General features: G+C 65.5%; 23 protein-coding genes and 3 pseudogenes. 18 read left to right on the forward strand and 8 right to left on the reverse strand.

Annotated elements, in window-relative coordinates; translation table 11 throughout:
* Nucleotides 1-138 precede the first annotated feature (138 nt).
* Together QRX50_RS50525 and QRX50_RS36880 are read right to left on the reverse strand one after the other, a co-directional pair.
* On the reverse strand, nucleotides 139-318 hold the full coding sequence (locus QRX50_RS50525; RefSeq protein WP_434533377.1) for an Imm32 family immunity protein: 180 nt from the start codon (nucleotides 316-318) through the stop codon (nucleotides 139-141).
* Between the two features lie 348 nt (nucleotides 319-666).
* Nucleotides 667-1,755 carry an IS630 family transposase gene (locus tag QRX50_RS36880; protein ID WP_285967702.1) on the reverse strand — a complete coding sequence of 363 codons (1,089 nt, stop codon included), beginning with the start codon at nucleotides 1,753-1,755 and terminating at the stop codon, nucleotides 667-669.
* Between the two features lie 456 nt (nucleotides 1,756-2,211).
* On the opposite strand from QRX50_RS36880, the gene QRX50_RS36885 reads away from it, so the two are divergent.
* Both QRX50_RS36885 and QRX50_RS36890 read left to right on the forward strand, forming a co-directional pair.
* Entirely contained in the window at nucleotides 2,212-2,361 is a 150-nt protein-coding gene (locus tag QRX50_RS36885) for a hypothetical protein (RefSeq protein ID WP_285967703.1), read from the forward strand.
* A gap of 72 nt (nucleotides 2,362-2,433) precedes the next feature.
* Nucleotides 2,434-3,894, forward strand: a complete 1,461-nt coding sequence (locus QRX50_RS36890; RefSeq protein ID WP_285967704.1) for a restriction endonuclease — start codon at nucleotides 2,434-2,436, stop codon at nucleotides 3,892-3,894.
* A gap of 66 nt (nucleotides 3,895-3,960) precedes the next feature.
* Here QRX50_RS36890 and QRX50_RS36895 read toward each other — a convergent pair.
* Nucleotides 3,961-4,475, reverse strand: a pseudogene (locus QRX50_RS36895) (IS256 family transposase); the annotation flags it as partial.
* Between the two features lie 543 nt (nucleotides 4,476-5,018).
* On the opposite strand from QRX50_RS36895, the gene QRX50_RS36900 reads away from it, so the two are divergent.
* The 11 genes and pseudogenes from QRX50_RS36900 (at nucleotide 5,019) to QRX50_RS36945 (ending at nucleotide 11,981) form a co-directional block, all read left to right on the forward strand.
* Nucleotides 5,019-5,453: a YbaB/EbfC family nucleoid-associated protein gene (locus QRX50_RS36900; RefSeq protein ID WP_285967705.1), complete on the forward strand. Its 435-nt coding sequence runs from the start codon at nucleotides 5,019-5,021 to the stop codon at nucleotides 5,451-5,453.
* Complete coding sequence (locus QRX50_RS36905; RefSeq protein WP_285967706.1) at nucleotides 5,450-5,755, forward strand: YbaB/EbfC family nucleoid-associated protein; 306 nt, start codon at nucleotides 5,450-5,452, stop codon at nucleotides 5,753-5,755. Before QRX50_RS36900 ends, QRX50_RS36905 begins: the two co-directional genes overlap by 4 nt.
* A complete protein-coding gene (locus QRX50_RS36910; RefSeq protein ID WP_285967707.1) occupies nucleotides 5,752-6,117 on the forward strand; it encodes a hypothetical protein in 366 nt (121 codons plus the stop codon). Before QRX50_RS36905 ends, QRX50_RS36910 begins: the two co-directional genes overlap by 4 nt.
* A gap of 2 nt (nucleotides 6,118-6,119) precedes the next feature.
* Entirely contained in the window at nucleotides 6,120-6,848 is a 729-nt protein-coding gene (locus tag QRX50_RS36915; RefSeq protein WP_285967708.1) for a WXG100 family type VII secretion target, read from the forward strand.
* Nucleotides 6,815-7,453, forward strand: a complete 639-nt coding sequence (locus QRX50_RS36920) for a DUF3558 domain-containing protein (protein ID WP_285967709.1) — start codon at nucleotides 6,815-6,817, stop codon at nucleotides 7,451-7,453. The genes QRX50_RS36915 and QRX50_RS36920 overlap by 34 nt, the downstream gene beginning before the upstream one ends.
* 321 nt (nucleotides 7,454-7,774) lie before the next feature.
* The gene (locus QRX50_RS36925; RefSeq protein WP_285967710.1) at nucleotides 7,775-8,011 is read left to right on the forward strand and encodes a hypothetical protein; all 237 of its coding nucleotides are present in this window, start codon (nucleotides 7,775-7,777) and stop codon (nucleotides 8,009-8,011) included.
* A 387-nt stretch (nucleotides 8,012-8,398) separates the two neighbouring features.
* On the forward strand, nucleotides 8,399-8,713 hold the full coding sequence (locus QRX50_RS36930) for a YciI family protein (protein WP_285974659.1): 315 nt from the start codon (nucleotides 8,399-8,401) through the stop codon (nucleotides 8,711-8,713).
* 103 nt (nucleotides 8,714-8,816) lie between these two features.
* Nucleotides 8,817-9,371: pseudogene (locus QRX50_RS50050) on the forward strand (RNA polymerase sigma factor); the annotation flags it as partial.
* A gap of 55 nt (nucleotides 9,372-9,426) precedes the next feature.
* A complete protein-coding gene (locus QRX50_RS50055; protein WP_353074204.1) occupies nucleotides 9,427-9,831 on the forward strand; it encodes an RNA polymerase sigma factor in 405 nt (134 codons plus the stop codon).
* A gap of 963 nt (nucleotides 9,832-10,794) precedes the next feature.
* Nucleotides 10,795-11,085 carry a transposase gene (locus tag QRX50_RS36940; RefSeq protein ID WP_285967711.1) on the forward strand — a complete coding sequence of 97 codons (291 nt, stop codon included), beginning with the start codon at nucleotides 10,795-10,797 and terminating at the stop codon, nucleotides 11,083-11,085.
* On the forward strand, nucleotides 11,082-11,981 hold the full coding sequence (locus QRX50_RS36945) for an IS3 family transposase (RefSeq protein ID WP_285967712.1): 900 nt from the start codon (nucleotides 11,082-11,084) through the stop codon (nucleotides 11,979-11,981). The genes QRX50_RS36940 and QRX50_RS36945 overlap by 4 nt, the downstream gene beginning before the upstream one ends.
* Before the next feature lie 164 nt (nucleotides 11,982-12,145).
* Here QRX50_RS36945 and QRX50_RS50060 read toward each other — a convergent pair whose 3' ends face one another.
* From QRX50_RS50060 to QRX50_RS36965, 5 genes are all read right to left on the reverse strand, one after another.
* Nucleotides 12,146-12,289 carry an ankyrin repeat domain-containing protein gene (locus QRX50_RS50060; protein ID WP_353074038.1) on the reverse strand — a complete coding sequence of 48 codons (144 nt, stop codon included), beginning with the start codon at nucleotides 12,287-12,289 and terminating at the stop codon, nucleotides 12,146-12,148.
* 192 nt (nucleotides 12,290-12,481) lie between these two features.
* Nucleotides 12,482-13,738 carry a TIGR02679 family protein gene (locus QRX50_RS36950; protein ID WP_285967713.1) on the reverse strand — a complete coding sequence of 419 codons (1,257 nt, stop codon included), beginning with the start codon at nucleotides 13,736-13,738 and terminating at the stop codon, nucleotides 12,482-12,484.
* 56 nt (nucleotides 13,739-13,794) lie between these two features.
* Nucleotides 13,795-17,988, reverse strand: coding sequence for a TIGR02680 family protein (locus tag QRX50_RS36955; protein WP_285967714.1), 4,194 nt, complete (start codon nucleotides 17,986-17,988; stop codon nucleotides 13,795-13,797).
* Nucleotides 17,985-19,178, reverse strand: a complete 1,194-nt coding sequence (locus tag QRX50_RS36960) for a TIGR02678 family protein (RefSeq protein ID WP_285967715.1) — start codon at nucleotides 19,176-19,178, stop codon at nucleotides 17,985-17,987. The genes QRX50_RS36955 and QRX50_RS36960 overlap by 4 nt, the downstream gene beginning before the upstream one ends.
* Before the next feature lie 68 nt (nucleotides 19,179-19,246).
* The gene (locus tag QRX50_RS36965; RefSeq protein ID WP_285967716.1) at nucleotides 19,247-20,773 is read right to left on the reverse strand and encodes a TIGR02677 family protein; all 1,527 of its coding nucleotides are present in this window, start codon (nucleotides 20,771-20,773) and stop codon (nucleotides 19,247-19,249) included.
* A 424-nt stretch (nucleotides 20,774-21,197) separates the two neighbouring features.
* On the opposite strand from QRX50_RS36965, the gene QRX50_RS36970 reads away from it, so the two are divergent.
* The 5 genes and pseudogenes from QRX50_RS36970 to QRX50_RS36990 all read left to right on the forward strand — a co-directional run bounded on the left by QRX50_RS36970 (nucleotide 21,198) and on the right by QRX50_RS36990 (nucleotide 24,871).
* A complete protein-coding gene (locus QRX50_RS36970; protein ID WP_285967717.1) occupies nucleotides 21,198-21,923 on the forward strand; it encodes a recombinase family protein in 726 nt (241 codons plus the stop codon).
* A complete protein-coding gene (locus QRX50_RS36975; RefSeq protein WP_285966890.1) occupies nucleotides 21,920-23,125 on the forward strand; it encodes an IS110 family RNA-guided transposase in 1,206 nt (401 codons plus the stop codon). The genes QRX50_RS36970 and QRX50_RS36975 overlap by 4 nt, the downstream gene beginning before the upstream one ends.
* Before the next feature lie 139 nt (nucleotides 23,126-23,264).
* Nucleotides 23,265-23,519, forward strand: a pseudogene (locus QRX50_RS36980) (recombinase family protein); the annotation flags it as partial.
* A gap of 12 nt (nucleotides 23,520-23,531) precedes the next feature.
* Nucleotides 23,532-23,957, forward strand: a complete 426-nt coding sequence (locus QRX50_RS36985; RefSeq protein WP_285974786.1) for a recombinase zinc ribbon domain-containing protein — start codon at nucleotides 23,532-23,534, stop codon at nucleotides 23,955-23,957.
* A 359-nt stretch (nucleotides 23,958-24,316) separates the two neighbouring features.
* A complete protein-coding gene (locus tag QRX50_RS36990) occupies nucleotides 24,317-24,871 on the forward strand; it encodes a YceI family protein (RefSeq protein ID WP_285967718.1) in 555 nt (184 codons plus the stop codon).
* Nucleotides 24,872-25,329 lie beyond the last annotated feature (458 nt).

The following is a 25,329-nucleotide window of genomic DNA, read 5'->3' on the forward strand; positions in this document are numbered from 1 at the left end:
GTCATCCAACCGGTGTAGTCACGATTGCGGAACAAAAGCCGCTGGGATCCTGCCCAGTCGAAATGGTCGGACCTTCGTCTTCCGCGAGTCCTCCGGGAGTTGACGACCGTTGCTGTGGCAGCCGCCGAGGCGTGACCGTCAATAATCAGCGCGTTCGATGACGAGGTCAGCGTCACCGTCGAGTTCGGAACCTCCCGTGAGATGTAAGTGAGATCCGATGGGGACTGACTCTTGAGCGAGTGTGAGTAGGTGGCGCGCAAGCGACGCCAGCCCCGCAGGATTGCCCCGGACAAGTACCTCTGATCCATCGATGGTCACGTCCAGGGCAAAACCGTCGTCCCAGCGAAACTTCAAGCCCTTACCTGGAACGTACTGATCGAATTCGATTCGTGATTCCAATTTTCACTTCTGGTCGATGTAGATGTGGTTGTTTTCGGTGATCATCGATTTTCCTGGCTTGCGGAGGCTCGGTTCGAGCTTCTCGAAGTTCATGTGGGAGCCACCTCCGTGCCGGCCGAGGATATCCGAGTCACCCATGCGCACTGCACGTGTGCCGTCCGTTGAAACGAAGCGGCCGCTGCCGGGAACGGGCTCGTTGTAGCCCCCGGGACCGAGCCACTTCTCAGCAGCGTCCAGTGCCGCGTCTGTGCTGATCCTAGTGCCGTATCAAGCAACGTTGGGTAGGTAATCGGGGCGGCGGATTTTGGAGTTGATGGCGAAGTGGCGTTTGGGGTGGCTGTGGCGGTTGCGCCAGCGGAGGTAGCCGGTGATGGCGGCTTCCTGGGCGGCGTGGCTGGGGTAGTCGCTGCCGTCGAGGGTGAAGTAGCGGACCGCGGTGAACTCGCACTCGATCCAGTTCAGCCAGGACGCGCTGGTGGGTGTGTAGATCAGTTCGATGTCGTTGGCCGCGCACCAGTCCCGGACCTCGGCCTTGCCGTGTGGTCCGTAGTTGTCGCTGACCAGGTAGAGCTTCCCGGTCGGGAAGCGGCGGCGCAGTTGCTTGCAGAAGTCGAGGAACTGCGGCCAGCGTTTGCGGTCGCGGAACCGGTAGAACATCTGCCCGGAGGCCAGATCGAGCGCAGCGAACATCTGCCGGACACCCTTGGTGCGGGTGTAGGTCGCGCGCTGCCGGGCCGGGCGGCTGCGGGGAAACCAGCCGCGGCCGGGGCGGGGTTGCAGGTTCAGCGGCCCGAACTCATCGACACAGATCACTCGCCCGTCGGCGGGTGGGTGATCGTAGAGGTCGAGGATGCGGTTCTTCTTGGCCACGAAATCGGGATCCTTGCTGGCTTTCCACGTCTTCGTCGCCTGCCATGACACGCCTGCCTTGCGCAGGATCTGCCGGACGGTCTCGGTGCTCGCCCTGATCCATGCGTGTTCGGCGAGGTAGGCGACCAGCTTGGTCAGGCTCCAGGTCGTGAACGGCAATCCCAGCTCGGCGGGCTTGCAGGCGGCGATGCGGCTGATTTGATCACGGGCGGCCGGCCCGAACTTAGCCGGTCGACCGCCCCTCCATTTTGGGGACAACGCCGCGAACCCGGACTCGTTGAACGCGTGGATCACCTCCCGCACATAGCCTTCGGTCGCGGCGAACATCGCCGCGATCTCCTTCGCGGACCGGCCTTGCGACGAGGCCAGCACAATCCCGGATCGTCGCAGCCGCACCCGATCCCGGGCCGACCTCGTGATCTTGACCAGCCGCTGGGCCTCCTCCGGCTCCAGCGACCGCGCGAACACCTCCGGCTGACGCGCCACCAGCCTCACCTCCACAGCCAGCCTCGCGATCACCGGCCCGGATGTCCACACGACACGATGACAACGTCAACGTTTCTTGATGAGGCACTAGTCCCATCGACAGGATGCCCGTCCGAGTTGTACTGACCACACGAGCTCCATGGTGCGGAGTTGTGCGCGAGAACGGTGCGTTGGCGGTCGATGGCGACGTAGTACGTGTGGTCGACATCGATGGTCAGGTTGTACACGCGCGTCGGAAGCTGTCGGTTTTGGACTGAATCGACTCGAACCCAGGTGCCAGATTCGTCCTGGGGACGTCGCCACCTGGGTCAGCGAAGCCGGCGCGAGCGCCGTCGCCTACGAGTTCGAGTTGTTCACGAACGCCGTCGTGGAGTACATGTCTGGATTGGCAGCCAACGGTACGAATCCTATGGACTTCCTTCTCCAACTGGGGCCGGCCCGCTTCGTGACGAGGCGTTGGCGCGCACGGAGTACCGGCAGCTGCATCATCATCATTCCGATGCGGAGATCGAGCAGTACCTCGAGACCTACGGTTACCGCAATCCGAACGGCACCGTCGGCCGCTGCTACCACGAGACCAACCGATCCCTGCGCGTCGCGGACTAGCAGCGAAAGCTCTCGATCCTCCCTCCGGGGCGCCTCCGCAAGCCTGAAGGCGTCGGCGGGCAAGATGCTGGCGTGACAGGAACCGATCTCGACGCACGGCTGGACGCGATCAGCCAACTGCAGAACCCGGCTACCCGAGGTCGAGAGCTTGAGGACTTGGTCGCCGAAGTCTTTCGCCAATCTCACTTCAAGGTCACCCTGAACTCAGGCGTGGCACGGCCGCGGCAAACTGACGTTCTGGCGACCAGGGCCACCGAAACCTTCTTGGTCGAGTGCAAGTGGCGTAACAGCAGAGCAGACATAGACGACCTCGACAGTCTTCGCTCTCGATTGAGGCGCACCGACAGCGGGGTGGTCGGCATACTCCTCAGCTATGTAGGATTTACCGGCTCTGCGCTGTCAGACGTCGAGCATCACCGCCAGCAACCCGTACTCCTGATCTCTGGCGGTGAGCTTCAACACGTCACCAGCGGTCTCGAACCTCTCTCGGAGCTGCTATGGCGTAAGAAGGATGCGCTACTCACAGATGGCACAGTCCTGCTCGACGAGCCAGTCAAGAAGCGCTCGACTGCACGGCGCCGCTTCGACCTACCGCAGGCCGAGGGCCAGTTCATGTGGCCTGACGGCATGCGGAGCCGGATAATCGAATGCGGAGGTCAGTTTGGCCAGTTTATATTCGCTCACAAGCTCCCGGACATCGACTGGGCGCCGGCTTCCGGCAACGGTGTCACGCTTGATGTGGCGCCAACCATACTGAACCAACGTGATCTCGTCGATCTCGTCGACAAGCTGGCAGCCTTGGGATGGGCAACTCCAGATGCGCGCTGGAGCATGCAGCAAGCGAACCGAAACTGGCATGGCCTTGGCTGTGCTGCGTTCGCGGACCAGTTGCCCCGATGGCAACAGCGGGCCGACACACCCGATGCCCACCACAGCGAGGAGATCTGCTATCTCGACCGCTGTGACGGCGGCTTCTACACGCTCACAGCGAACCTGGCTTCCCACCGAAGCCGACAGACCACAGCAGTCACGCTGTCATTCCAGCTGGAAGGCGTGCCGCTCGATACTGCCCCGCTACTGCAGCTCTGCCGCTCGATCGGCGCTCACGAGGGCTTGTACTTCCGGCCACGTATGGAGCGATCTGTTATACGAAGCCGGGCACCTCGCACTCTCGTCACAGACGTGCAGCCGCTTGCGTATCTGATCGAGCCTGAACGTCTCTTGGGCGACGTTGCAACCGAATGGGTCACAGGCATTATCATCGCCAACCCGTTCTACGCCACGCCGGCCAACAAGCCCGCCATCGAGCTACCCGTCGGTCTCGAGCTGATCCAGGACAGCGAGCACCTAGTCTGCGACCTTGCCGAGCACCACATGCTCAAGGCCCTCGATCGTTACGCCTATGACCTACGAGGCTTCGAGAGCGCGCGGACGTCGGAAGCCCTAGTTTGCCGCCCCATCGCGAACTGGAGCCGTAAGCACGATGCAGCACGCGATAAGGCCAGGCCGCCACGACGGACGTCCGCTCAGTGAACTGGTTGCCTGCACAGACGAACGCGGCGGCTGAACTCGTCCAGCCGTCGCGTTCGAGCTCGGTGCCTGGCCGTCCGGAACCTTGACATGGATCGCGTCGATGAACACCGCGGCGTAGATCGCGTCGAGTGGCCGGTTCGCCCATTCCTCCATCTCGGCGATCACTTCGTCGGTGATCCGGGAGACCGTCTCCTTGCTCACCGACGCCCCGTAAATCTCGCTAAAGTGCGCGGAGATTTCTCCGGTTGTCATTCCCCTCGCATACAGCGACAGCACGATCTGATCCACATCCGTCAGGCGACGCTGCCGCTTCTTCACGGTCTGGGGTTCGAACGTGCCTTCCCGATCCCGTGGCACCTCGATCCGTACTTCGCCGGCGGCGTCCGAGATCACCGTCTTCGGCCTCGCGCCGTTCCGCACGTTGCTCGAGCCCCGGTCCGGATCCGCTTGATTCTTCTCGTGCCCGAGGTGCTCGGTCATTTCCTCGTTCAGTGCCGTTTCCAGCACGTTCTTGGTGACAGCTTCAGCAACCCGTCCGGGCCGGTCAACGCCAGCCCGCGAGCCTTGGCCTCGGCCACCATCGCCGCCGCAGCGGCCTGCTCCGGCGACAGCTGCGCCGACTTCTCGTCACGCTTGCGTGGGACTCACAAGCTCCGATGTCATCACTCACAGTGCCCATCCCGCCGGACCTCAGCTCGGCGTGCCGGGCCGGAAACACCGATTCTGCGACAGTCCCCTGCAGGTTCTCACTGGTTGGACCCGAAGTGACCCCGCGACCCATGGGGTAATTGAGTGTCCGAGGGCGACCGGCGCACTATCCACACGCCTGTCGCTCGGTTCGCGGATGGCATGCTGCTGAGGCGAAGCCGGTGGCTCCACGACGTCGACACGCGGGCCACCGATAGTTGGCCGAAGTAGCCAAAGGCGTTGAACGGCGGACGCGTCCGCCGTTCAACGCCAGGTACGGCCCGTGGCGGCCGGTCGACGATCCAGCGTCCAGTTCCGGCTCTTCCTCGTCCGGTTCTGCTTAGTCGGTGAGTCGCAGTAAGATCCACTGAGCACGTTCCGTTACATGGCGGAACCCAGAGTAGGAGGAGCTGGATGCTCGACGCCATGATGCGGTCATGACTGCACCCCGCCGAGATCTGCGGCTGATGCAGCAGCAGGCCGGCGAGCTGGACGCTCAGCTCGCGGCCGCGAGGCACGCCGCGAGGTCGGCCGATCAGCTGGTCAACGCGATAGTGACGGGCCAGGGAAAGCTGGTCGACCTGCGGATCGATGACCGGGCGCTCCGTGGCGCGCACGCGCAGAAGCTGGGGGTCGGCATCGTCGACGCCATCCGGAACGCGCGCAACCATGCGCTGGCGTCGTCGTTGCCGCAGCTGAACGCGCTGTTCGGCAAACAACCGCCGCCTCCGGCGGCCACGGGCCCTGCACCGCAGCGGCACGCGACCGCGCCGGAACCTGCCCACTACCCGCCCGAACCGGACGACGACCAGAGCTTCGAGGAGCTCGACTTCCTGACCGACAAGCCGGAGCCGGAAGGTGGACGCTGGTGATCAGCGAAGACCAGCTCTACAACCTCGCGAAGGAAATCGACGCGCGCGTGGCCGCGGTCGAGCAGGCCGCGAAGGCCGGGGAGAGTCTCCCGCTGGTGCTCGACATCGGCGCAGGTCTCGGCACCGTGACGGTGGACGGCTCGGGCGGACTGGTCTCGGTGGACCTCAACCGTGACGCGATTGCCGGGCACACCGGAACAAGCCTGTCCAGGCACGTCCTGCGTGCGATCAACAACGCCGAATCGGCGGCGTCCACGCGGCGCAAAACCATGGTCGAGCACGCGGCACGGGAGATCAGATGAGCAACGGTAACTTCTACCCGCTGGGCAACGCGGCGGCAGGCTCGCGTTTCGAGGTCTATCCCGAGGCCTTGCGGGCAGCGACAGACGACGTCTACGCCGCGCGGGAGACGGTCGTGAAGTTCGGCATCGACGACCTGTCGCCGATGGTTCTGCGCGACGACGATGTCGGGCTGCTGGGTGTCCAGTCGGACGTGGTCACAGCCTTCAACGATGCCATCGCAGGGATCCGAGACAAGACCGGCAAGGGCGCCGTGCAGCTGGAACGGTTCGCGCAAGCGCTGGACAAAGCGGCTGACTACTACGAAACCCAGGACGAAGAGGACTTCAAGCAACTGCGCGCGAAAGAAGAGGGGGTGAACTGATCATGGCTACATCGGCAGCCGTCCCTCCGGGCCCGCCAGCACAACCGAAACCGTATCCGGAAGAAGCTGACGGGAAGATCCGCAAGATCGCCGAGCTCTTCGATCGTGGCGACATCCTGCAACTGCTGGAAGACGTCCGCAACAACCTGCTGGGCAACGCCGTTCAAGTCCAAAACTTGGCCATGGAGTTCGCGAAGAACCACACCCTCGCTGATGCCGGCGACAACATCGACGAAGCTGTGCAGTCGGTGAGCGGTACCTGGAGTGGGCGCGCCGCTGACCAGTTCGCCACCTACGCGAGCAGGGTCGGAAAAGCTCTCGAAGGTCAGCAGAACGTCGTCGCCGGCATGTCCGGTGTCCTCACCGACATCGCCGGCTGTGTGATCGAGACCTACAGCAAGGCCATCGAGTTCATCGGTGCATGCGCTGTCGAGCTGGGGAAGCTTGGTTACAAGACGATTATTGCAGCCGTGACCTCGGTGATTCCCATCGCGGACATCTTCACGTCGAAGGACCTGATCGACGCAGTGGTGGACGCGTTCGCAACCCTCGTCGAGTCGATCGTCGGCTTGTTCGCACAAGCCCGAGACACGTTGGGCGGGTTCAAGCAGAAAGCCATCGCGCTGGTGCAAGGCAACACCGATTTCCCGGATATTCCCGAACTGCCCGGCAGCTCCGGAATAGATGACGAGAAGCAGTGGCGCGTCGAGCCGTCGGCGGCACCGGCATGAGGGCATGGGCACTGGCCGGGCTCGTGGTCCTCGCCGCGGGCCTGCTCAGCGGGTGTGGTCCGGTCAAGCCGCACCGCCTGCTCTCGCAGCCTCCGGCTCCGGCGCAGACCGGTGCGCCACTGCCGTTCACCCAGGTCGACCGGCCCGTCGACCTGGCCAAGTTCGACTCGGATCCGTGCAGCCTGCTCACCAAAGACCAAGCCGCAGCCGTCGTGGCTGACCCACCCAACGACATCCGCGCGAACAGGCGAGCCACGCTGCCCGCGTTTGGCTGCTCGTGGACCAACCACGGCGGAGCACTCTTCGAGGCCCTCAAGCCGGTCCAGAACCCGAGCACCCTAGCCGAACTGTCAGTCTCCCCCCTGAAGAAGGACGGCGAACTCGACCCGTGGACCGAGACGTCGATCGCCGGCCTCCCCGCGGTCGTCTACCACGTCTTCCGGCACACCTACGAGTGCTCCGTCTCCGTCCAAGTCACCCATGACCAGATGCTCACCTTCGACATCCAAGGCAAAGACCTGCCCGGCAGCTACTGGGACAACGACCGCTGCGGCGGACTCGCGAAAATGGCCGAATTCGTGATCGGCAATCTCCGGCAAAGCTGAGCCGCCCGGCACCGAGACATCGGCCTCGTTGAGAAGATTGCGCTCTCCGCCATGGGCGCGGCCGTTCGAGTGCAGACCTGTTGCGTCACGAGACGCCGGACTGTCGCGTTTCAGCCTTTCCCGATGACGATCGACGGCGAGGAGCGGCATGACTGCCGTTGCCCACTCGGTTGCGAATATCGGTGCGGCCGCTCCTCGCCGTGGGAATCCAGACGCCGAACGCGAAGCGACGTCGCACGCGGGCTGCGCTTCGCCTTCTATGGCCGGATGTCGACGACCGCGCTCTAAGATCACGACACGTCGCCGCGCTGGCAGAGTGAAGTGTCCGAGGAGACGATCCGAGGGCATGGCGTGATCGTGACGGAGTGCTTCGACGAGGGCTGTTTACGTCGGCTGCCGTGGTGCGAGCGACCCGGTGCGGCGGGGTTGCTGGCTGAAGCTCGACGCCCAGATCGCAAGTTCGACGCGGTTGTCGTCGGTGAGTACGAGCGGGTGTTCTACCGCGATCAGTTCACGGCTGTACTGACGATGTCGAGCGAGCGTGGGTCACGCAGGTAGGGACTTGGCAGTCCGTTGGGCCCGACAGCGGGAACGCCGACCTGGATGGCGCAACCACCATGTGCGCGCTGCTGTGCGCAGCGTGCTCGCACCTGACGTCGCACGAGGGTTGCGGGTACGCGGTGTGGAAGGTCCTCGGGTGGGGGGACGCGGCGGTGATGCCGAGGGGCGTGCGGTTACACGAGCACACTGGCGATGCGATCGCCGGGCGCGCCGTGAACCTGAGCCGTGGTCTCGCACGGTTAAAGTCGACCGGGAGAGCGGCGGAACATCGATTCGTGGCTGGTTCGTTCGTCGTAGAAACAGACGGGCCGAACGGAGGCCCCGAACCGATGGGATCCGTGAGATGGCGAAGTACCTGCTCCTCATCTATGGGGACGAGCAGATCTGGGAAGCGGCTCCGCGCAGGAGAGGGCGGAGGTCGAAGCCGGGCATGCCGCGTTCAACGCCGCAGCCGGTGCCGCGGTCATCTCCGGCCACGAGCTTCTGCCGACGGCGACCGCGACGAGCCTGCGCGGCAGCGTGAGTGGCCGACCGACGCCGACCGACGGACCGTTCCGCGAGTCCAAGGAAGCGCTCGGCGGCTACTACGTGGTGGAAGCACCCGACCTGGACGCTGCGGTCAAACTCGCCGAGCGGCTGCCCGACCTCAGGGTCGCGCACAGCGGGGTCGAGATCCGGCCGATCAACGAGCCGGGCTAGACCGGATCGGCGCGCCTTGACCGGGAACGTCGACGTCACGGAGGCGGTCGCGCAGGCGCACGGTCGCGAGTGGGCCAGAGTGCTCGCCGCGACGGTGCGTGTCGTGCGCGATCTCGACCTTGCCGAGGAGTGCGTCCAGGACGCATACACCCAGGCTCTGCGGAAGTGGACGGTGAGCGGAGTGCCCGCCCGGCCGGGCGCGTGGTTGACCAGTGTCGCGCGCAACCGGGCGAAGGACCTGCTGCGGCGGGAGCCGGTCCTGCCCTCGGCGTTGCCGTTGCTTGTCACGGACGACATCGTGACCGGGCCGGAGGACAGGGCGGACCCGCAAGCCGTCGGCGACGACCGGTTGCGGCTCATTTTCACCTGTTGTCACCCGACGCTGTCTCGCGATGCCCAGGTGGCACTGACCCTGCGACTGGTGTGCGGGCTGTCCACGGCCGAAGTGGCTCGGGCCTTCTTGGTGCAGGACGCAGCGATGGCGGCGCGGATCACGCGGGCGAAGAGGAAGATCAGCGGTGCTCGGATCCTCTATCGGATGCCCGACCCCGGTGACCTTCCCCGATGTGTGGACTCCGTTCTCGACGTCGTGCACCTCGTCTTCACCACCGGCCACGTCACGCCGGTCGGCAACCAGCTCGTGCGGAGGGACCTCGTCGACGGTGCCCTCCACCTCGCCCGCACCCTGCACCAGCTGCTGCCCGGCAACACCGATGTCGTGTGCGGGGCCGACGAGGTACTCGGTCCAGGCCGCGATCGCCGCGGTGCACGCGGAGGCGGCGACCTGGGAGGCCACCGACTGGGTGGAGATAGTCGGGTTGTACGAGGTGCTGCGCCGCTTGTGGCCGTCCGCGGTCGTCGACCTCAACTGGGCCATCGCCATCGGATTCCGAGACGGTCCGGAGGCCGGCCTCGCCGCGCTCGCGCCCCTGCTGGACGAACCCGCGCTGGGCACCCACGCCTACCTGAGCGCGGCCCGCGCCGACTTCCTGCGCCGCCTCGGCCGGTGGCCCGAAGCAGCCCTGTCATACGAGGAGGCCCTGACGATGACCGACAACGAGGTGGAACGCGCCTTCCTGCTCAGACGGCGCGAAGAAGTCGCGCTCCATCTCGACTGATCCAGTGAGCGGCGCGGGCTCAGTGTTCGGCACACCTGGACACACGTGGTGGTGCCAGCCTCGGGAACTGGGGAGTTGACACGTTCCCACTGTGAGGAGCCGGCCGACCATGCACGTCGCCGGTCTGCTTGCCCTGATCAATCCCGTGGTCGCCAGTCGGTGAAACCGCGGGCCGAGCGGCGGCTGCGATCTGCTAACGTGGCCTGCTCACCTTCCGGGTATTCCATGACCCAAGCCTTTCGCGAGGGTCGTCGGTGAGCTTTCAGGCGGCTGCCACTCACCGCCGTCAGGTCGCGGAACTCCTGAATCGATGGGCTCCACGCCCAAGCGGAGATGGTCCCGTGGTCCAGGGCCCGCCGTAACGTCCTTGAAGACAACTGCAATGAGTTCCGCGGAGTCGACCGCGGCGTCGGTCGATATGCCTGCGACGCCCAGGTTTCACATGCACGTGCCCGAAGCTGGATTCGCCACTGGCTGCAGTGGCCTCGAACGACTCTGTCGGGTCGCTCACCAGGCGCGTGTGGCTAGCGAGCGTATCCCTAAGGGACTTGTACCCCCAACGCCTCTGACCAGCATGTTCACACGTAAGAACTCGCAGCCGAAAGAGAATTCGCTGGTCAGAGACCAAGCTGTGTGTCCGAGGACGATCTTGCACGTTAACCACAACGCTTGCGCTGGCCTGATCAGGCCCTTCAATTGGCCCCTGCCGGCCGATCGGGGCGGCATTCAGTGACCACAGCAGTCACGACCCGCCCCAGACTCTTCGACCGGACCTTGAGTCAATCAACGAACCGACCGACGAAACGCTCAATACAACACCTCATCTCAAGTGCCGACTGCAACGTCTCGTCCACCACATCAAATGCGATGAGAGACTTTCCAAGCGTCGAAAAGTTCGACAGCCAACCAGTGCCTGAGCTTCCCCCAGGATCGTGGAGGCATGGACTATGAGGATCATGTGTCATGCCCGAGAAGAGGCGGAAGTTCGACCGGGAGTTCCGTGAAGGAGCTGTCCGGATCGTCCGCGAGACGAACAAACCGATCGCCCAAGTAGCTGCTGACCTGGGGATTCATGCCGGAACTCTGGCGAACTGGGTCAAGCAGGACAAGGTCAACCGTGGCGAGAGTGAAGGCATGAGCGGGGACGAGCGGGCTGAACTGGCCCGGCTTCGGGCGGAGAACGCTGAGCTGCGGATGGAGCGTGATGTCCTCAAGCGATCCGTGGTCCTGTGGGTGAAGGAGGCGACGCGGTGAGCCTGGCCGCGTTCATCGCCGACCAGAGGACCACCTACGACGTGCCGCACGCTGTCGCTTGCCGGGCTCTGACCGTGTCGGAATCGTGGTTCTACAAATGGAACTCTCGTCGACACCAGCAGGCGCCGACGCTGGCCGAACGGCGGCGGACGGAGGTCGACGCGGCCGTCGCGGAGGCGTTCGAGGCCGCCCATGGCTTGCATGGCTCACCGCGTATTCACGCTGATGTACGCGCTGCGGGGTGGGTGGTGAGTGAGAAGACGGTGGCGAGCTCGATGGCCCGCCAAGGCTTGGTCGCCCGAACGAAGAAGCGGCGGAAGAATCTGACTCGGCCGGACAAGCGGGCGGTGCCGTTCCCGGATCTGGTGAAACGGGACTTCACCGCGCCGGCACCGAACACGAAGTGGGTCGGCGATATGACCGAAATCCCGACCGACGAGGGCAAGCTCTACCTGTCGACGGCGATCGATCTGTTCTCCCGCCGGCTGCTCGGCTACGCCACCAGCGTCCACCCGGACGCTGAACTCGCAGGTGAGACCATCAAAATGGCCGTCGCCGCCCGCGGCGGAAGAGAACGGGTCGCCGGTGTGATCTTCCACTCCGACCGCGGTTCGACCTACACCGCGCACGATTTCACTGTGCTCTGCAGCAAGCTCGGTATTCGACAGTCGATGGGCAGGACCGGGTCATGTTTCGACAACGCCGCGGCCGAGTCGTTCTTCTCAACCTTGGAACACGAAGTGCTCTCCCGTCATCATTTCACAACCCGGAAAGAAGCACAACAGACTATTGTTGAATGGGTCGTCGAATTCTATAATCGACGACGTCGCCACAGTTCCTGCGACATGCAATCCCCAATCGACTACGAGACCACTGCGGCCAACCGAGCCGCATAGAGGAGCCCTCCACGGTTCGGGGGAAGCTCAGCCCACGTTCGTAGGCCATCTGATCTGCTGTTAGACCCGATTGATTGCCAGCGCGACACAGGGGATCCGCGCCTCGCGACAGCAAGTATGCGGTGGTGTCGGCGCGAAGCGGCTCACCAGCCTGCACATGACCGTCAATCTCGAGCATCAACGGCATGATGAAGCAAGGTTAGCCCGTAGTGCTCCTCGTGAACGCCTACACCCTCATCCAAGAGAGTCTTCAAAGTCTCAATGTCACCATTTTCAACCGCAATGTGAGCCGGGCTTATTTCATACACTAATTGCCCTCCGAAGCATTAACATTTACATTAGGAAACTGTTTCTTAAATTGGGATATTGCAGATATACACGCGATGCACACCTCTTTTTCGCCATTCATTTGAAGCCTGTATCCTCGTTGGGGATTTCCAAATCGGGTCGTACAACAGCTGCTGCGGTGAATCCGCCGGTAGGCCGCTGACTCCTCGTACTCATCCTTGGCGTGGCGAACTGCGGTGAGCCAAGTCAGCGAGCAAGGTATCCAGCTGGGCTTCCTCGTGCACCGCCACTTGGTGGCGCTGCATCGCCTCCGCAAGGTCTGGACACCACGGGGTTTCGGGCACTGCGCCAATGAGCGGCAGCTGGGCGTTTCCCACTGCGGCCAGGTAGTCCTCGGCGGCGTAACGCCACGGCAGAGCGCCACGATCGAACAGGCGCCCGGCGATACGGACGCCTGCGGTGTCGAAGTCGCCGTGATAGCGCACGGTGACTCCTCCCGCGACAAGCCGGTCCAGCACTTTGATGGCCACAGTCGCCGGATTCCCCGAAGTGCACAGCAGCGGACTCGTCGAGCCTGCGCGCGCAGCTGCCTGGAGCACCTGCGGGTTCTCACAGACGAACACCTGCGCTCCCGGCGCAGCCCACATGCGGTCTGCGGCAGCGTGCCATTCCTGGAGCGTCACGTGGGTGACGACACCAAGATCGGAGCGGGCTCGCATTGCGTTCGCCCACGGGTGTTCGCCCGGCGGGCGTACCGACCACGCCAGGACCGTGCCCGAGACCGCGTCGGGAGTGACGCCGGCCATTGCCCACAGTTCACGCCGAGCTGCGGGTGTACGGGGAATGTCCTCGCCACTCGCTGCCGCCAGCGCCCGGAGTACGAGGACAGCGGTCAACTGCCCGTCGTCCAGGGCGTGTGCGTCTGCGCAAGCCCGGCTCGCCAGCTCTGCCAATTCAAACGACGGCGTTGCCGGCCAGGCTTCGGCCACCGCGTCCGCATTCCGGTCGCCCAGCGGGATGGTCGTCGCAAGCATCTGCAAGACCGCCACAGTCCGGTGGATCACACCGCCGGCCCCATCGCCGGCACGGCTGAGCAAACCAGCGCGCCGGACGCCTTCCTGCCATCGGGATAGCCACGGTGCAGCACCCAGTCCCGATTCGGCCACCGCGGCCTCCCAGGTGGTCCACAAGCCGAGCTTCTCCACTCGTCTGGCCCGGCTGGTGGCCTTCCGGTCGAGGAGCGGTTCACCCGTCAGTTCGGCTACGACGGTCACCAAGCCTTGGGCGACCGCCGACGAACGCAAAGCCGCGTCGAGCTCTGGCAGTGACACACTGCGGCGTCCCGGCCCGAGCACCCGCCCGAGCAGTCCGGACAGGTCCTCGGCCGACTCGTAGTCCAGCTCGATGACCACCGAGCCACGCACAGTCAGTTCGTTGTTCTCCAGTCGCTTGCGCAGCGACAGCCACAAGGGAGCCAAGCTCGGTCGAGCAAGGTAAGCGCGCGAGGACAACGGTATGCCGCCGGTCACGCGCCGCCCGCCGAGCGGAGGTAGTGACGGGTGTGACCGTCCCAATGCACGTGGGTGGCAGCGGCAGCAGTCCCCTCGGCACGACGGATCTCGTAGATATCAACGCTGGGAACTTGCGGATAGGCTCCCCACAGGGCGTGCCCGGTCATGCAGAAGTCCACGTCCATCCGGACCAGCAGCCCCATCAGCTCCCCGATCGTTCGGTCGTCCACCTTGGCGAATGCGTCGTCCAGCAGAATGAGGCGCAGGGCTCGGGCAGTGTCGGGCAGCCCGGACAAGTACGCATCAGCGGCCGCGAAGAGAGCGAGGTACGAGACGAACCGCGTCTCGCCCTGGGACAGCTTGGCGCGTCGGCTGATCTTGCGCACCTGCCCGGGTGCCGGGCCGAGAATGGACACTTCAACCCGGTGCCACTGCCGGTAGTCCAAGGCGGCGCGCAGATGCTCGCTGTAGCCGGTTGCCTCGTCCTCTGTGAACCGCTCGTCGACCCGCTCCTTGAGCAAGCGGATGAGTTCTTCGGTGTCTTCCGATCGCCGCACCGCGGCTGTTTCGGCGACCAGTTCGCGGATCCGCCCGATCGGGCTGTCCCTCGGTTCCACCAGTTCCCACCGAAGCCGAACGCCGATGCCGTGACTCGTCCTGATGTCTCGTAGACTGGCATCCATGGCCTTCACCAGGCCCTCCGCCTGAGTCAGGCGGCGTCGCAGCTCTTCACCGACGCCACCGATGACGAAGTCGGTGAAGACCCGGTGTTCCCGTTCGGTGAGCGCGCCAGCCGCACGTTCGGCTTGCTCACGCAGCCGGGCTGCGGCGAGCGCGACCGGCTGGCGCCCCGTGGCATCAGTCAGGTCCACCAGCCAGAGACCCTCCTGGTTGTCCGAGTTGAGGTCGAAGGTATTGGCCAGGTCTCCTGCCGTGACCTGCACCGCCCGCACCAGTCCGGCTTCACCGACGTGCTGGCCCGAGGTGTCGACGTGCTGCTGAACGGCCACCGCGGCCCGTTCGACCTGTGTGGTCGTCGTCGTAGCGGCCAAGAGACACAGTTCGCTCAGGTTTCCGGCCGCTCCGCTTGTGGCTGCTTCGCTCACACCCCGTAGCGCGACTTGCCGGCCCAGCGACTCGACGGCCGCCGTCATCGCTCCCGTGGCCTCCCTGGCCTTGCGGCGCGACTCGTCGACATCTGCTTTCGCGTCAGCGGCGGCCTCATAGAGCTTCCGTTCCAACGCTTCGAGCTTCGTGACCGAGGAATGAACCCTGGTTTTTTCCTGCTCGGCGTCCCGTAACCGTTCTCTCACCTCCTCGGCCTCGTCTCCGAGCGCTTCGCTCAACGTGGTGAACTTTCCGCTCTCTTCGTGCCATTCGCTCCACGAATTCCGAGCTGCCGACTCGGCCAGCCGTCGGCCGCCGGCAGCGGTCGTGATCTCAGCGGATGCCCTCTCGTGCTTCTCGCGATGGCCGTGCATCTCGTCGAGGCGATCGGCCAGCAGGGTCCCGGCCCGCTTAGCCTCGTGCGCAGCCTCCACGACGGTGACCAGGCCCGCCACGTCCGCTGGAAGACCCAGCCGAGCACACAGTTCTCCGTGCGCTCGGCGAGCAGACGCCAATTCTTCACGCAAGCGCTCTGCCTTCGCCGATATTTCGGCAGCCGCTCGCGCGGACCTGGTTGCCTCGTCGGCCGTAGCTCGCGCCTCAGCACGGGCTTTGATGAGGTCGACGGACTTGGGAGCGGAACGGACGTACTGGTCCAATTCATCGTCGGCGCTCTTCAACCGCTCGAGCTCGCGGGTGCGTTCCAGGTCCTGTTCGTCGAGCTTGGACAGTTCCCCTTCAATGGCGTTGAGTCGCTCGGAACGCGCCGACGAGCGGGCGGCCGCTCCGATGAACCGAGCCGTGTCGACGTGGTGCTTGCCCCGCAGTGGCCCGTTGCCCCAGCCGCCGTCCGGACCGACCCATGTGGCGTGGCCGGGACCGAATCCGATCCGGGCGAGCACCGCGGTGACGGGCGCCTCCGGCAGGCTTCCCGTCGAGTCCCAGCTGAGCACCTCGGTCAGCGCACGACGGGCCACTGGGGCATCCGCGGTCAGCAGGACCTGTCCGTCCCCGGCTACCAGGGAGCCGTCCTCGGTAACAGCAGCCGACAGCAATCCGGCTGACAGCAGAGCCGCTTCCAGGCCGGCGCGTTCGGCTCCACCTACATCCCCCGTGAAATCGACCAGGCGCCAGAGCGGTCGCGAGCCGGCCGGAGCGTCTCGCGTCCACGGGACCCCAGGTGGTTCGGGATCGCGCTCGGCGCGGAGGTCCTGCTGTTCCTCCTCCAGTTGCCGCCGCAGCACGGCATCCGTCCGCCCGGCTTGCCGCACCTCCGCACGCCGGTCTGCGATCATCGAGCGAGCCGGAGCGGCGGCTTCGGTGGCCAGGTGGTCCAGACCGGAGACTTCTTCGTCCGGCGCCGTGCCGGTCAGCGCGTCGGCGTCGAGGAGCAGCACGCTGACGGCGGTCCGCGACCAGTCAACGTCGCCCAGGATGGCGTGCGTGCGCTCGTCCGAAGTCCACCGGCGCCACTCCGCGGCCAAGTCCCGGGCGGTGCCGTCCCGTTCGCCGGCCCGGGCTTCCGCCCGTTCGGCGTCCTCTTCGGCTCGACGGCCGAGATCCTCCACGTGCTGCTCGGTCTGCCGCAATTCCTGAGCGCGATCTTCGATCGCCGCAGCTTGGGCCCGCCGGTTCAAGGCCTCCCCGGCACGCCTTCCCGCGGCCTGGCCGACATCACGCACGGTGCTCGCGACCACGTCGGGCGCGGAAGGATCCATCACAATCGGCCGTGGGACAGGTCTCCGGACCGGTTGGGCAGCGTCGGTCAGTGAGCACCGGACATGTTCCCACTCGCCTTCGGCCGCACCGAGGTCCGCCACTACCTTCACCGGCAGGGCAGTGACCGGCATTTTCGCCTCGGTCAAGTAGCGTCGCACTGAGGCCAGGCCCGCGTCGGCTCGCTCCGCCATGACGCGGATCTCTTCCGCGAGATCGTCGGCACGGCCTACCGCACGTGCTTCTTCGTCCCGTCGGGCGGAGGCGGCCCCGAGATTGCCTGTCGCGACGTGTCCCAATGCTTCGACACGCTTCCTGAGATTTTCGATGTCCAGCCCTGCTTGGTACGCCGGCAACTCTTTGAGGCCTTCTATGATCGAGCCCAGTTCGTTCTCGCGTTCCTTCGCCTCCTCGAGTTCCCCGATGACGCGCTCGTGCTTCGAGCGCAGTTCGGTGTGATCAGCGTTCGCCTTGCGCTCCTGCGCCGCGAGCGCGGCAGCCTCGCCCGCGGCGGTCTTGGTGCGCTCTGCCGCATCGAAGAGCGCCCGCGCGACGTATCGGCGGTACACGTCGAGAAAGTCGTCGAGCTGCTCCACCGCTTTGAGGAGCCGTCGTTGTTCTTCACGCGAATCGGACAACGAATCGAGCCGTTCACCCGCCTCCCGGAGGGTCACCTCCGAAAGAGGCGGCAAAGCGTCGGAAAGGATCTTGGGCAGGTTTCCCTCATCGATGCGGTTGCCGACGTCCGGCGCGCGGAGTGTGTGCAGCAACTGGAGCAGTCCGGCGTACCGCTCCTTGCCGCTGCTACCGGTCAAGCCGAACACCTGCGCGGCGATCTTCTCGCGATGGACGTCAGGCCGGTCCGTGATCCGGTCCACGCCGATCAGCTGCCCGAGGTGTTCCCGTGAGAGCGGCTGACGGCGGTCGTCCATCAGGCGCAGGTCGCCCCCAACTCGCAGCGGGGTCGTGAAGTACCAGGCCTTCGCTTCGCCGGTGCTGGCCGAAAACCGCACCAAGGCCCCGATGGTCAGGTACCGATCGGCCGGTTCCTCGGCCTCTCGGCTCAGCTCGAGCCAGAGGTAGCCCAGGCGATTCACCTGAGCGTGCGCACCGTGGCGCATCAGATCCTCGAGACGGACCTTTCCGGAGCCCGTAGCGTCCATTTTGCGGCGGTCGGCGTCGAGCAGGAAGGGCAGCAGCATTTCCAGGGCACGGCTCTTGCCGGAACCGTTGGTACCACGCAGGATCATGCGGCCGCCGGCGAACCGGAAGAGGGTGTCGTAGTAGTTCCAAACGTTGACGATGCCCGCCCGGGTCAAACCCCACCGGTCGGGGTGGTGCTTTGGCGGTGCCGGCTCTAAGGTCTCCGCGACCGCGTCCGTCATGTGCTCTCTCCGCGATGGTCCGGCTGAGCGGGAAACAAGGTGTACGGATCTTCCTCTTCGAGCCGGCGCATCGCTCGCGTGCGTACGGGCGCGCGGTGGGGCTCGGGTCGGTACCGTGCGGTCGCGGGGTGCAGAACCAGGCCGCCGTCCGACGAGGCAGCCAGGCTCATGGACTCGAGCAGACCGACCACAGCTGTTTTCAACGACGCGGGGTCGCTACGGTAGCCGTCACCGAACGCCTTGCCGTACTGCTCGATGAGCAAGTCGATGTTCGAGTCGACCGCTGCCCAGGGAGCGAGGGCGCCGGGCACCGTTCTCCCCTTGGTTACAACGGTGTCGGCCGCGTTGGCGGACAGGTCGTCGGCCAACGCGTTGATCAACAGCAGCGCCACGTGCGCGACCGTGCCGGTGCCCGGGAACGCCACATCGCTGAGCTTCTCGTCGGCATCGTAAGCCAGCACGCCTTCAGCCCGCGCCTCGACTGTGAGACCGAAGGACTCGTCGAGCATCCGCGTCACGTCCCGTCGCTCGCGAGACAGTACGTCGCGTTCGGAATCCGTGAGGTCTTCACGTCGCACGAGCGGATTCTCGACCAACTTCCGCCGGAGACTGCGGCGTGGCTGCTCGGGCTCCGCCGCGTCCCCCGAAGATCCGTCGAGCAAGCCCTCGGGTGCTTCCACACCGCTCAGAGATCGGGAGAGCAGGTGCGGCAGGAGCGGCCGGTGCACGTCCAGCAGCGCTTCGTCCTGCCTGTTCTCCCAGCCAGCGACCGACCCGTCGGTCTCGCTGAGCACGCCCCACTCGATGAGCAGTCCGATGGCCCGGACCAGGTCACGACGCTCGCTCATCGAGTCCGCCACCGCGACACCGGCGGTCACCGCGTCCGCCCGGACTTGCTCCACCAGTGCGTTCATCAGGACTTGGTCTGCCGTGGTCGATGCCAGAAGGCTCGCGCAGACCAAGGCCAAGTACATGTAGGTCCGCGGCGTGAACGGCTTGTCAGTGTGGGTACGAGCCGGCCGCACAGCCGTGTCGGGGCTCAACGGCGTTTTGAGCAGACGGGCGAATGTCGGTTCCACGACCAGCTGATAGCCGAGAGTGGCCGTGAACATCCGTTTCAGCTGTGAAGCGTGTCGCCGAACCTGGATGAGCTGGTCCGGCTGTCGCGCGAGGGTGAGTACGGGGTGCATCAGAAGCTCTCTGGCGGCGGTCCGCCGGTCGTCCGCCTCGTGTTCCTGAGTGCCCGTCGGCCTCGCACTCACGCTGTCCTCCCACTCTCGTCAGCCGAGGCACCGAGGCGCCGGCCCGCGTGCAGCTTCAGCTCGTGTACGACCACGGTGCCGTCTGGGGCCTCCACCCGGGTGGCCGCACCGGGTTCGGTCTCGGCGGTGATCTCCAGGTCGAGGTCGGTGTCGGATTCAACGACCGGCCTGGTCAGGTCCTGGTGCTTGGCCAGCAACGAACCCACCATCGCGAGCAGCAGATCCCGCGCCGCCGGACTCACCCGCGCACCGTCCAGGGCTCCGGTGGCGACGAGCTCGTCGGCGGCCATTCGACGAGCACGGGCCTCGGCCTCCGCCTGGCGGAGCAACCGCTCCTCGTCCAGTCCCGGATCCGGCACCGACGCGCTCCCGCCGCGGGCCTGGCGGTCACCTCGGTCGCGCAAGCTCACCGGTACCTCGATCGGTGTCGCATCCCACCAGGACGTGTTCACACCGTCCTTGGGGCTGGGCTCGTCCGGTCCGCCGAACAGATGCCGGGCGGGGAACACGCCGAAGGACGCGGCGTAAAGCCGGTGTGCGTCCTCGGTGCCTGCCTGGTCAAACCAAGCGGCCAGCTTGAGCAAGTCGGCACGCCTGCTGACGCCGATGCCCGCAGCGGCCAGCATGCGCTTGGCGTTGGTGAGCAGCTGACGAAGTGCCTGGTCGGCTGCGGCCCGAAGTGTCTCCGGCCCGGAACGCCCGTCACCCCCGCAGTACCAGGCATGGAGTTGCTCCCAATCCACGCGGGTGCGACCGGGCATGCGATCGGCGGGTGTCCCATCCGGCATGATCAGCACAGGCAGCGTCTCCAGGACTGCCAGGGTTCGATCGAGTCTTGGCAAGATCCGCTCGCACCGCATCGCGATCGCCGGTGCGTGCCGCGAGACATCTGCTGTGATGAGGTCGATGTACTCGAGCAGGAGCTCCTTGAACTGGCGGTACTCGTCGCCGGCAAGGTCGTACCGGGACAGCACTGCGTTCAAGTAGGCGTAGAAGTCCCGGACGCTCTCGTTGAACAGCCGCTGGTTATTGAACACAGTCGTCACGTCACCGGCCAGGGTCTCCGGGTCCGGATGCGGATCGCGCAGGCGTTCGATGATGCGGTCCAGGACCTGGACGGTGGCACCGAGCAGTTCCCGCGCGACCTCCTGCGCCCCATCGCCAGCGGCCAGCACCGCTTCGGCGTCTCGGTGGACCCTGCCGCCCAGTTTGGAGGCCTGGTAGCGGCTCCGGGAACGCAGGAAGTCCCGAACGGTGGGCACCCGGGCGTCACGGACGCCGCGCACCAGATTGCCCCAGCTCTGCAACCGTTCACAGCGCTCAGTGACCTCGTCGACCGGTAGGTTGATACCGCGATCTGCGAGCTGCTGAGCCACCTCCGCTGCCGAAAGGTCGGCCAGCAACGGGCCGGTGAACAGGTCCATGATCGCCCGGTATTCGGCGGACAGGCGGGTCGTCAGGTAGACGAACAGGTTTGCCCGCCCTGTCGCCTCACCGCCATCGAAGTCCTCACTGTTCGGCACGGCCCCTCCCTGCAGAGGTGATCGCTCGGAAGATCACCGACGCAACAAAACGGCTCGCTCTTTCTCCGCCGATCGCCGAAATTCACCGAAACGGCGCAAGCGCCACGTCCTGGCGCGGAAGGCGCCCAGTTGAACTCGGCCCCCTGCTTGTTTCCCCGCCTGGTCACGAGAGCTGCCCCACTGCATGTGCAGGTGGGTCGCAAATGCGGCCATTAGGGTGCAGACCTGCTCTCGATTCGTCATCGGCACCGGGTAGCTGCGTTCCGCCCTTGACCCGAATCCACCTCAAGCATCGAGGTGCACGATGATCAGCCCTGCCCGACCAGCTACTCCTACAGACGCGGTGTCGCCGCGTCGGGCCGGCGCCCGACGTCGCCAGCGAGCCGTCGAAGGTCACGGGCTGAGGTTCGCGTTCTACGGACGGATGTCCACGGTCGAGTTCCAGGACCGGGAAACGTCGTTGGGGTGGCAGCGAGAGGCCGCCGAGGAGACGATCCGAGGGCGCGGCGTGATTGTGGCGGAGTACTTCGACGAAGGATGTTCACGTCGGCTGCCATGGCGTCAACGGCCGGCCGCGGCCCAGCTGATGGCAGCGGCGGAGCAACGGAACCGTCCGTTCGATGCCGTCGTCATCGGGGAGTACGAGCGAGCGTTCTACGGAGATCAGTTCGACGCAGTGCTGACCGCGCTAACGGTGCGAGGCGTGCAACTGTGGCTGCCCGAGGCGGACGGCCCCGTGCACCTTGATGACCCAGTGCACCGGGCGCTGTTGCTGCTCCTCGGGTCGCAGTCGCGTCGCGAAGTGCTGCGGGCTCGGCACCGGGTGCTGACTGCGATGCACATCCAAACCTGCGTGCAGGGAAGGTTCCTCGGCGGCCGCCCGCCCTACGGATACCGCCTGGCCGACGCCGGCCCCCCCGTTACCTTTTTCGTGGCTCTCGATCAGGGAGTTGTGGTCGCCGGGTTCGGCATGACTGACGCCCCCAGTCGTAGGCATGATCCGGGGGGTGGTGTCACCGGGCCTGGTGGCATCGAGGGACCGCTGATAGGGACACGGCCGCCGCAGGGTAGGTCTCGTCGTAACGTGGGTGCCGGCCATCGATGCCAGACCGGTGACCACGTCGCGGCGAACGAACGGCATGGTGGATGAGCAGCAGTTTCGGGGTGTTCCTCGGCCTGGATGTCGGCAAAGGTGGCCACCACGCGGTCGGCCTGGACCCGGACGGGAAGCGGCTGCATGACGGGCCGCTGCCCAACACCGAACCGAAGCTGCGGGCGCTGTTCGCCAAGCTCGCCCAGCACGGAACGCTGCTGGTCGTGGTGGACCAGCCGGCCACGATCGGGGCGCTGCCGGTCGCGGTCGCACGCGCGGCAGGGCATCAGGTGGCCTACCTGCCCGGACTGGCGATGCGCCGCATTGCCGATCTCTACCCGGGCCGGGCGAAGACCGATGCCCGGGACGCGTTCGTCATCGCCGATGCTGCCCGCTCGCTGCCGCACACGCTGCGGCCGGTCGACGTCGGCGACGACGCCTTGGCCGAGCTGGATGTGCTGGTCGGGTTCGATGACGACCTGGCCGGCGAGGCCACCCGCATCGCCAACCGGATCCGTGGTCTGCTCACCGGTATCCACCCCGCCCTCGAACGCGCCATCGGACCACGGATCAGCCACCCGGCCGTTCTGGAACTCCTCTCCCGCTGCGGCGGACCGGCCGGCATCGCCAAAGCGGGCCGCCGCAAACTCGCCGCGATCGCCAAAGTCCACGCACCCCGCATGGGCGACGCACTCGTCGACGCAATCATGACCGCTCTCGACGAGCAAACCGTCACCGTTCCAGGCACCGCAGCCGCAGACACCGTGCTGCCCCGGCTCGCGGACAGCCTGAAAACCGTGCTTCAGCAACGCAAAGCCGTCGCCGAGCAGGTCGAGGGGATACTCGATGCGCACCCTCTTGCCGGGGTCCTGATCTCGATGCCCGGCATCGGGGTCAGGACCGCAGCCCGCATCCTGCTGGAGATCGGTGACGCCTCGAACTTCAAGTCCTCCGGGCACTTGGCCGCCTACGCGGGCATCGCCCCTGTCACCCGCAGTTCTGGGTCTTCGATCAAGGGCGAACATCCCGCGCGAACCGGCAACCGCAAGCTCAAACGCGCCTTTTTCCTCGCCGCGTTCGCCGCCCTGGCAGACCCGACCAGCAGGACCTACTACGACCGCAAACGCGCCGAGGGCAAGAAACACAACGCAGCACTCATCTGCCTGGCCCGCCGCCGCTGCGACGTCCTCTACGCCATGCTGCGCAACGGCACCCACTACCGCCACCCCGAACCCGCTCCCACCACAACCGCGGCTTGACAACCACATAGGGACCCCCCCCACCCACCCGAATCGGGCACACGCGAGCTGGGGCCGCCGCCTGCACCGCCTGGAACCCGATCCAGCCACAGCACCATGGGTGCGGTGGATCTTCCAGCAACGAGCCACCGGACGCAGCGTGGCCGGCATCGCCCGGGAGTTGAACGACCGGAGCATCCCGTGCCCGTCGAGCGCCGACCGGGACCGGAACCGACACCGGACGAAGCACGAGTGGATCGTCCGGACCATTGTGGGGATACTCGGGAACCCTCGATATACCGGGCGCCAGGTGTGGAATCGGCACGGCGCCAGCACCACGTCTCCTGTCCGCCGCCGCCGTCCGCAAGTCCGGTCGGCGGCGGCGCGAGGCTGGGCAGAATCGGAGGAGAACACACATCCGGCTCTCGTGGACGAGGCGACGTTCCTGGCGATCCAGGGCATGCGGGCAGGCCGACCCACGAAGTACGGCGGCACCAGGACGTACGTGCTTGCCGGACTCGTGCAATGTCAGCTGTGCGGCCGTCGGCTGGACTCGCACTGGGTCAATGGCCGCCCCGGCTACCGCTGCCGCCACGGCCACACCAGCGCCCGTAACCGCCCACCAGAGCTCGCCAAGAACGTTTACGTCCGCGAAGACCACCTACTCAACGACCTTCGCGCGCGATTCGCCGAGACTGCAGGTGACGATGCGGCCGCGATCGCCGACTACCTGAGAACGAACGACCTAACGATCATGTGTGGCGGCCCGACTCGAGAAGTCAAGGCATGCAGCCCACAATGCGGGCTTGCCACGATAGCCGAGACCGCCGGAGGGCAGCTGCTGTTACTCTGACCTGGCTTCGACGCGCGGCTCTATGGGGTAATTGAGTGTCCGAGACGATCTTGCACGTTAACCACAACGCTCCGGATCCCTGGCTGACCTGCAGGTTCCCTCTTGTCGACCCCGAAGCCACCCCACGCCCCATGGGGACGACAACGCTGGCCGCTATCGAGAAGTTCGCCCGCTGACAAGTCGCCACCTCGCCCGGCAGGGCGGGGTGGCGATCCGGTCGATCGTGTCGTTGTCGCAGTCGATCTCGACCATGTCCGGGACGACGTAGGGACCCAGCGCCGGCCAGGAAGCGCCCGCGCCGCGACCCGGACGGCGACGTCGACATGGACGGCTGAGCGTCCCGGCGTAACGTCGAGTATATGTTGTTTCGGGACGGCCAGTACCGGTCCGGTCCGCAGTCGGCCGAGCTATTGGTGAAGACGCGGCGCACTGGACTCGGCTCGCGCGTCGGGCACGATCTCACGATCGAGGCGTCAGAGTGGGTTGCCGCCGTGTGGGTGAACACGGCGGACCCCGCGTTGTCCTCGGTCTCGGTCGACGTCGTCGCCGGCTCGCTGCGGGTGCGGTCCGGAAGCGGCGGAATCAAACCGCTCACCGACTCCGACCGCGCCGAGATCGAGAAAAACATTCAGACGAAGATTCTGCACACCGACCGATATCACGCAATCACGTTCCACTCGACGCGAGTCATCCAAGATGGCGAATCGCTCACCGTCGACGGCAATCTGACCATCATGGACCAGTCACATCCGATCACCGTGCTGGCCACGGTCAGCGACGACCGCAGGATCCGAGGCGGCGCAACCATAGTCCAGACACAATGGGGCATCAAACCCTATTCGGCGTTTTTCGGGGCGCTGAAGCTGGCAAACGAGGTCGCAATCGAGTTCGACGCGAAACTCACCCCGCCCTAGCCACGCAGAATCATCAGGCCGGCCGCCGCTCGCCGAAATGCAGCATACTGGGTGCCGGCTGAGCGCGGTGGTCGTGGACAATGGTTAGGCTGGCCCGGCAGGCGCTCACAATCTGGCGAGTGGCGATGCCCTTGGGGGTGCGGCGGCAGCGCGGGCAAGCCATTGTCACGTCGCCAGTACGCAAACGAGAGCGACCGTAGCAGTTTTATTGAGGCTGACGGAAGAATTTTCTCCGTATTCCGAAACCGTGATAAACAACAACTATTGGGAGATTATAGCGCAAGCACCGAACACTCGGAAGTGCGAGTCGTGACATTTCAGGACAAGTTTCGGGATGAACACGATCAAGCGGCCCAAAAGGGGCAATTCCCTGCGGTTGAGCTATCCGAGTGACGCCCGTACCGACGCTGTCGAAGATCACGTAAATTCGTGAGACGGTTGCCGCTGCGCGGCGGAAG

It is taken from the genome of Amycolatopsis sp. 2-15, from assembly GCF_030285625.1.
GTDB lineage: Bacteria > Actinomycetota > Actinomycetes > Mycobacteriales > Pseudonocardiaceae > Amycolatopsis > Amycolatopsis carbonis.

Bases quoted from the DNA above. Each gene is read 5' to 3' on its own strand.
- QRX50_RS36900 (WP_285967705.1), top strand. From the start codon at position 5,019: ATGACTGCACCCCGCCGAGATCTGCGGCTGATGCAGCAGCAGGCCGGC.
- QRX50_RS36910 (WP_285967707.1), top strand. From the start codon at position 5,752: ATGAGCAACGGTAACTTCTACCCGCTGGGCAACGCGGCGGCAGGCTCG.
- QRX50_RS36915 (WP_285967708.1), top strand. From the start codon at position 6,120: ATGGCTACATCGGCAGCCGTCCCTCCGGGCCCGCCAGCACAACCGAAA.
- QRX50_RS50055 (WP_353074204.1), top strand. From the start codon at position 9,427: ATGTCGTGTGCGGGGCCGACGAGGTACTCGGTCCAGGCCGCGATCGCC.
- QRX50_RS36940 (WP_285967711.1), top strand. From the start codon at position 10,795: ATGCCCGAGAAGAGGCGGAAGTTCGACCGGGAGTTCCGTGAAGGAGCT.
- QRX50_RS36955 (WP_285967714.1), bottom strand. From the start codon at position 17,988: ATGACGGACGCGGTCGCGGAGACCTTAGAGCCGGCACCGCCAAAGCAC.
- QRX50_RS36960 (WP_285967715.1), bottom strand. From the start codon at position 19,178: ATGCACCCCGTACTCACCCTCGCGCGACAGCCGGACCAGCTCATCCAG.
- QRX50_RS36970 (WP_285967717.1), top strand. From the start codon at position 21,198: ATGTCCACGGTCGAGTTCCAGGACCGGGAAACGTCGTTGGGGTGGCAG.
- QRX50_RS36975 (WP_285966890.1), top strand. From the start codon at position 21,920: ATGAGCAGCAGTTTCGGGGTGTTCCTCGGCCTGGATGTCGGCAAAGGT.
- QRX50_RS36990 (WP_285967718.1), top strand. From the start codon at position 24,317: ATGTTGTTTCGGGACGGCCAGTACCGGTCCGGTCCGCAGTCGGCCGAG.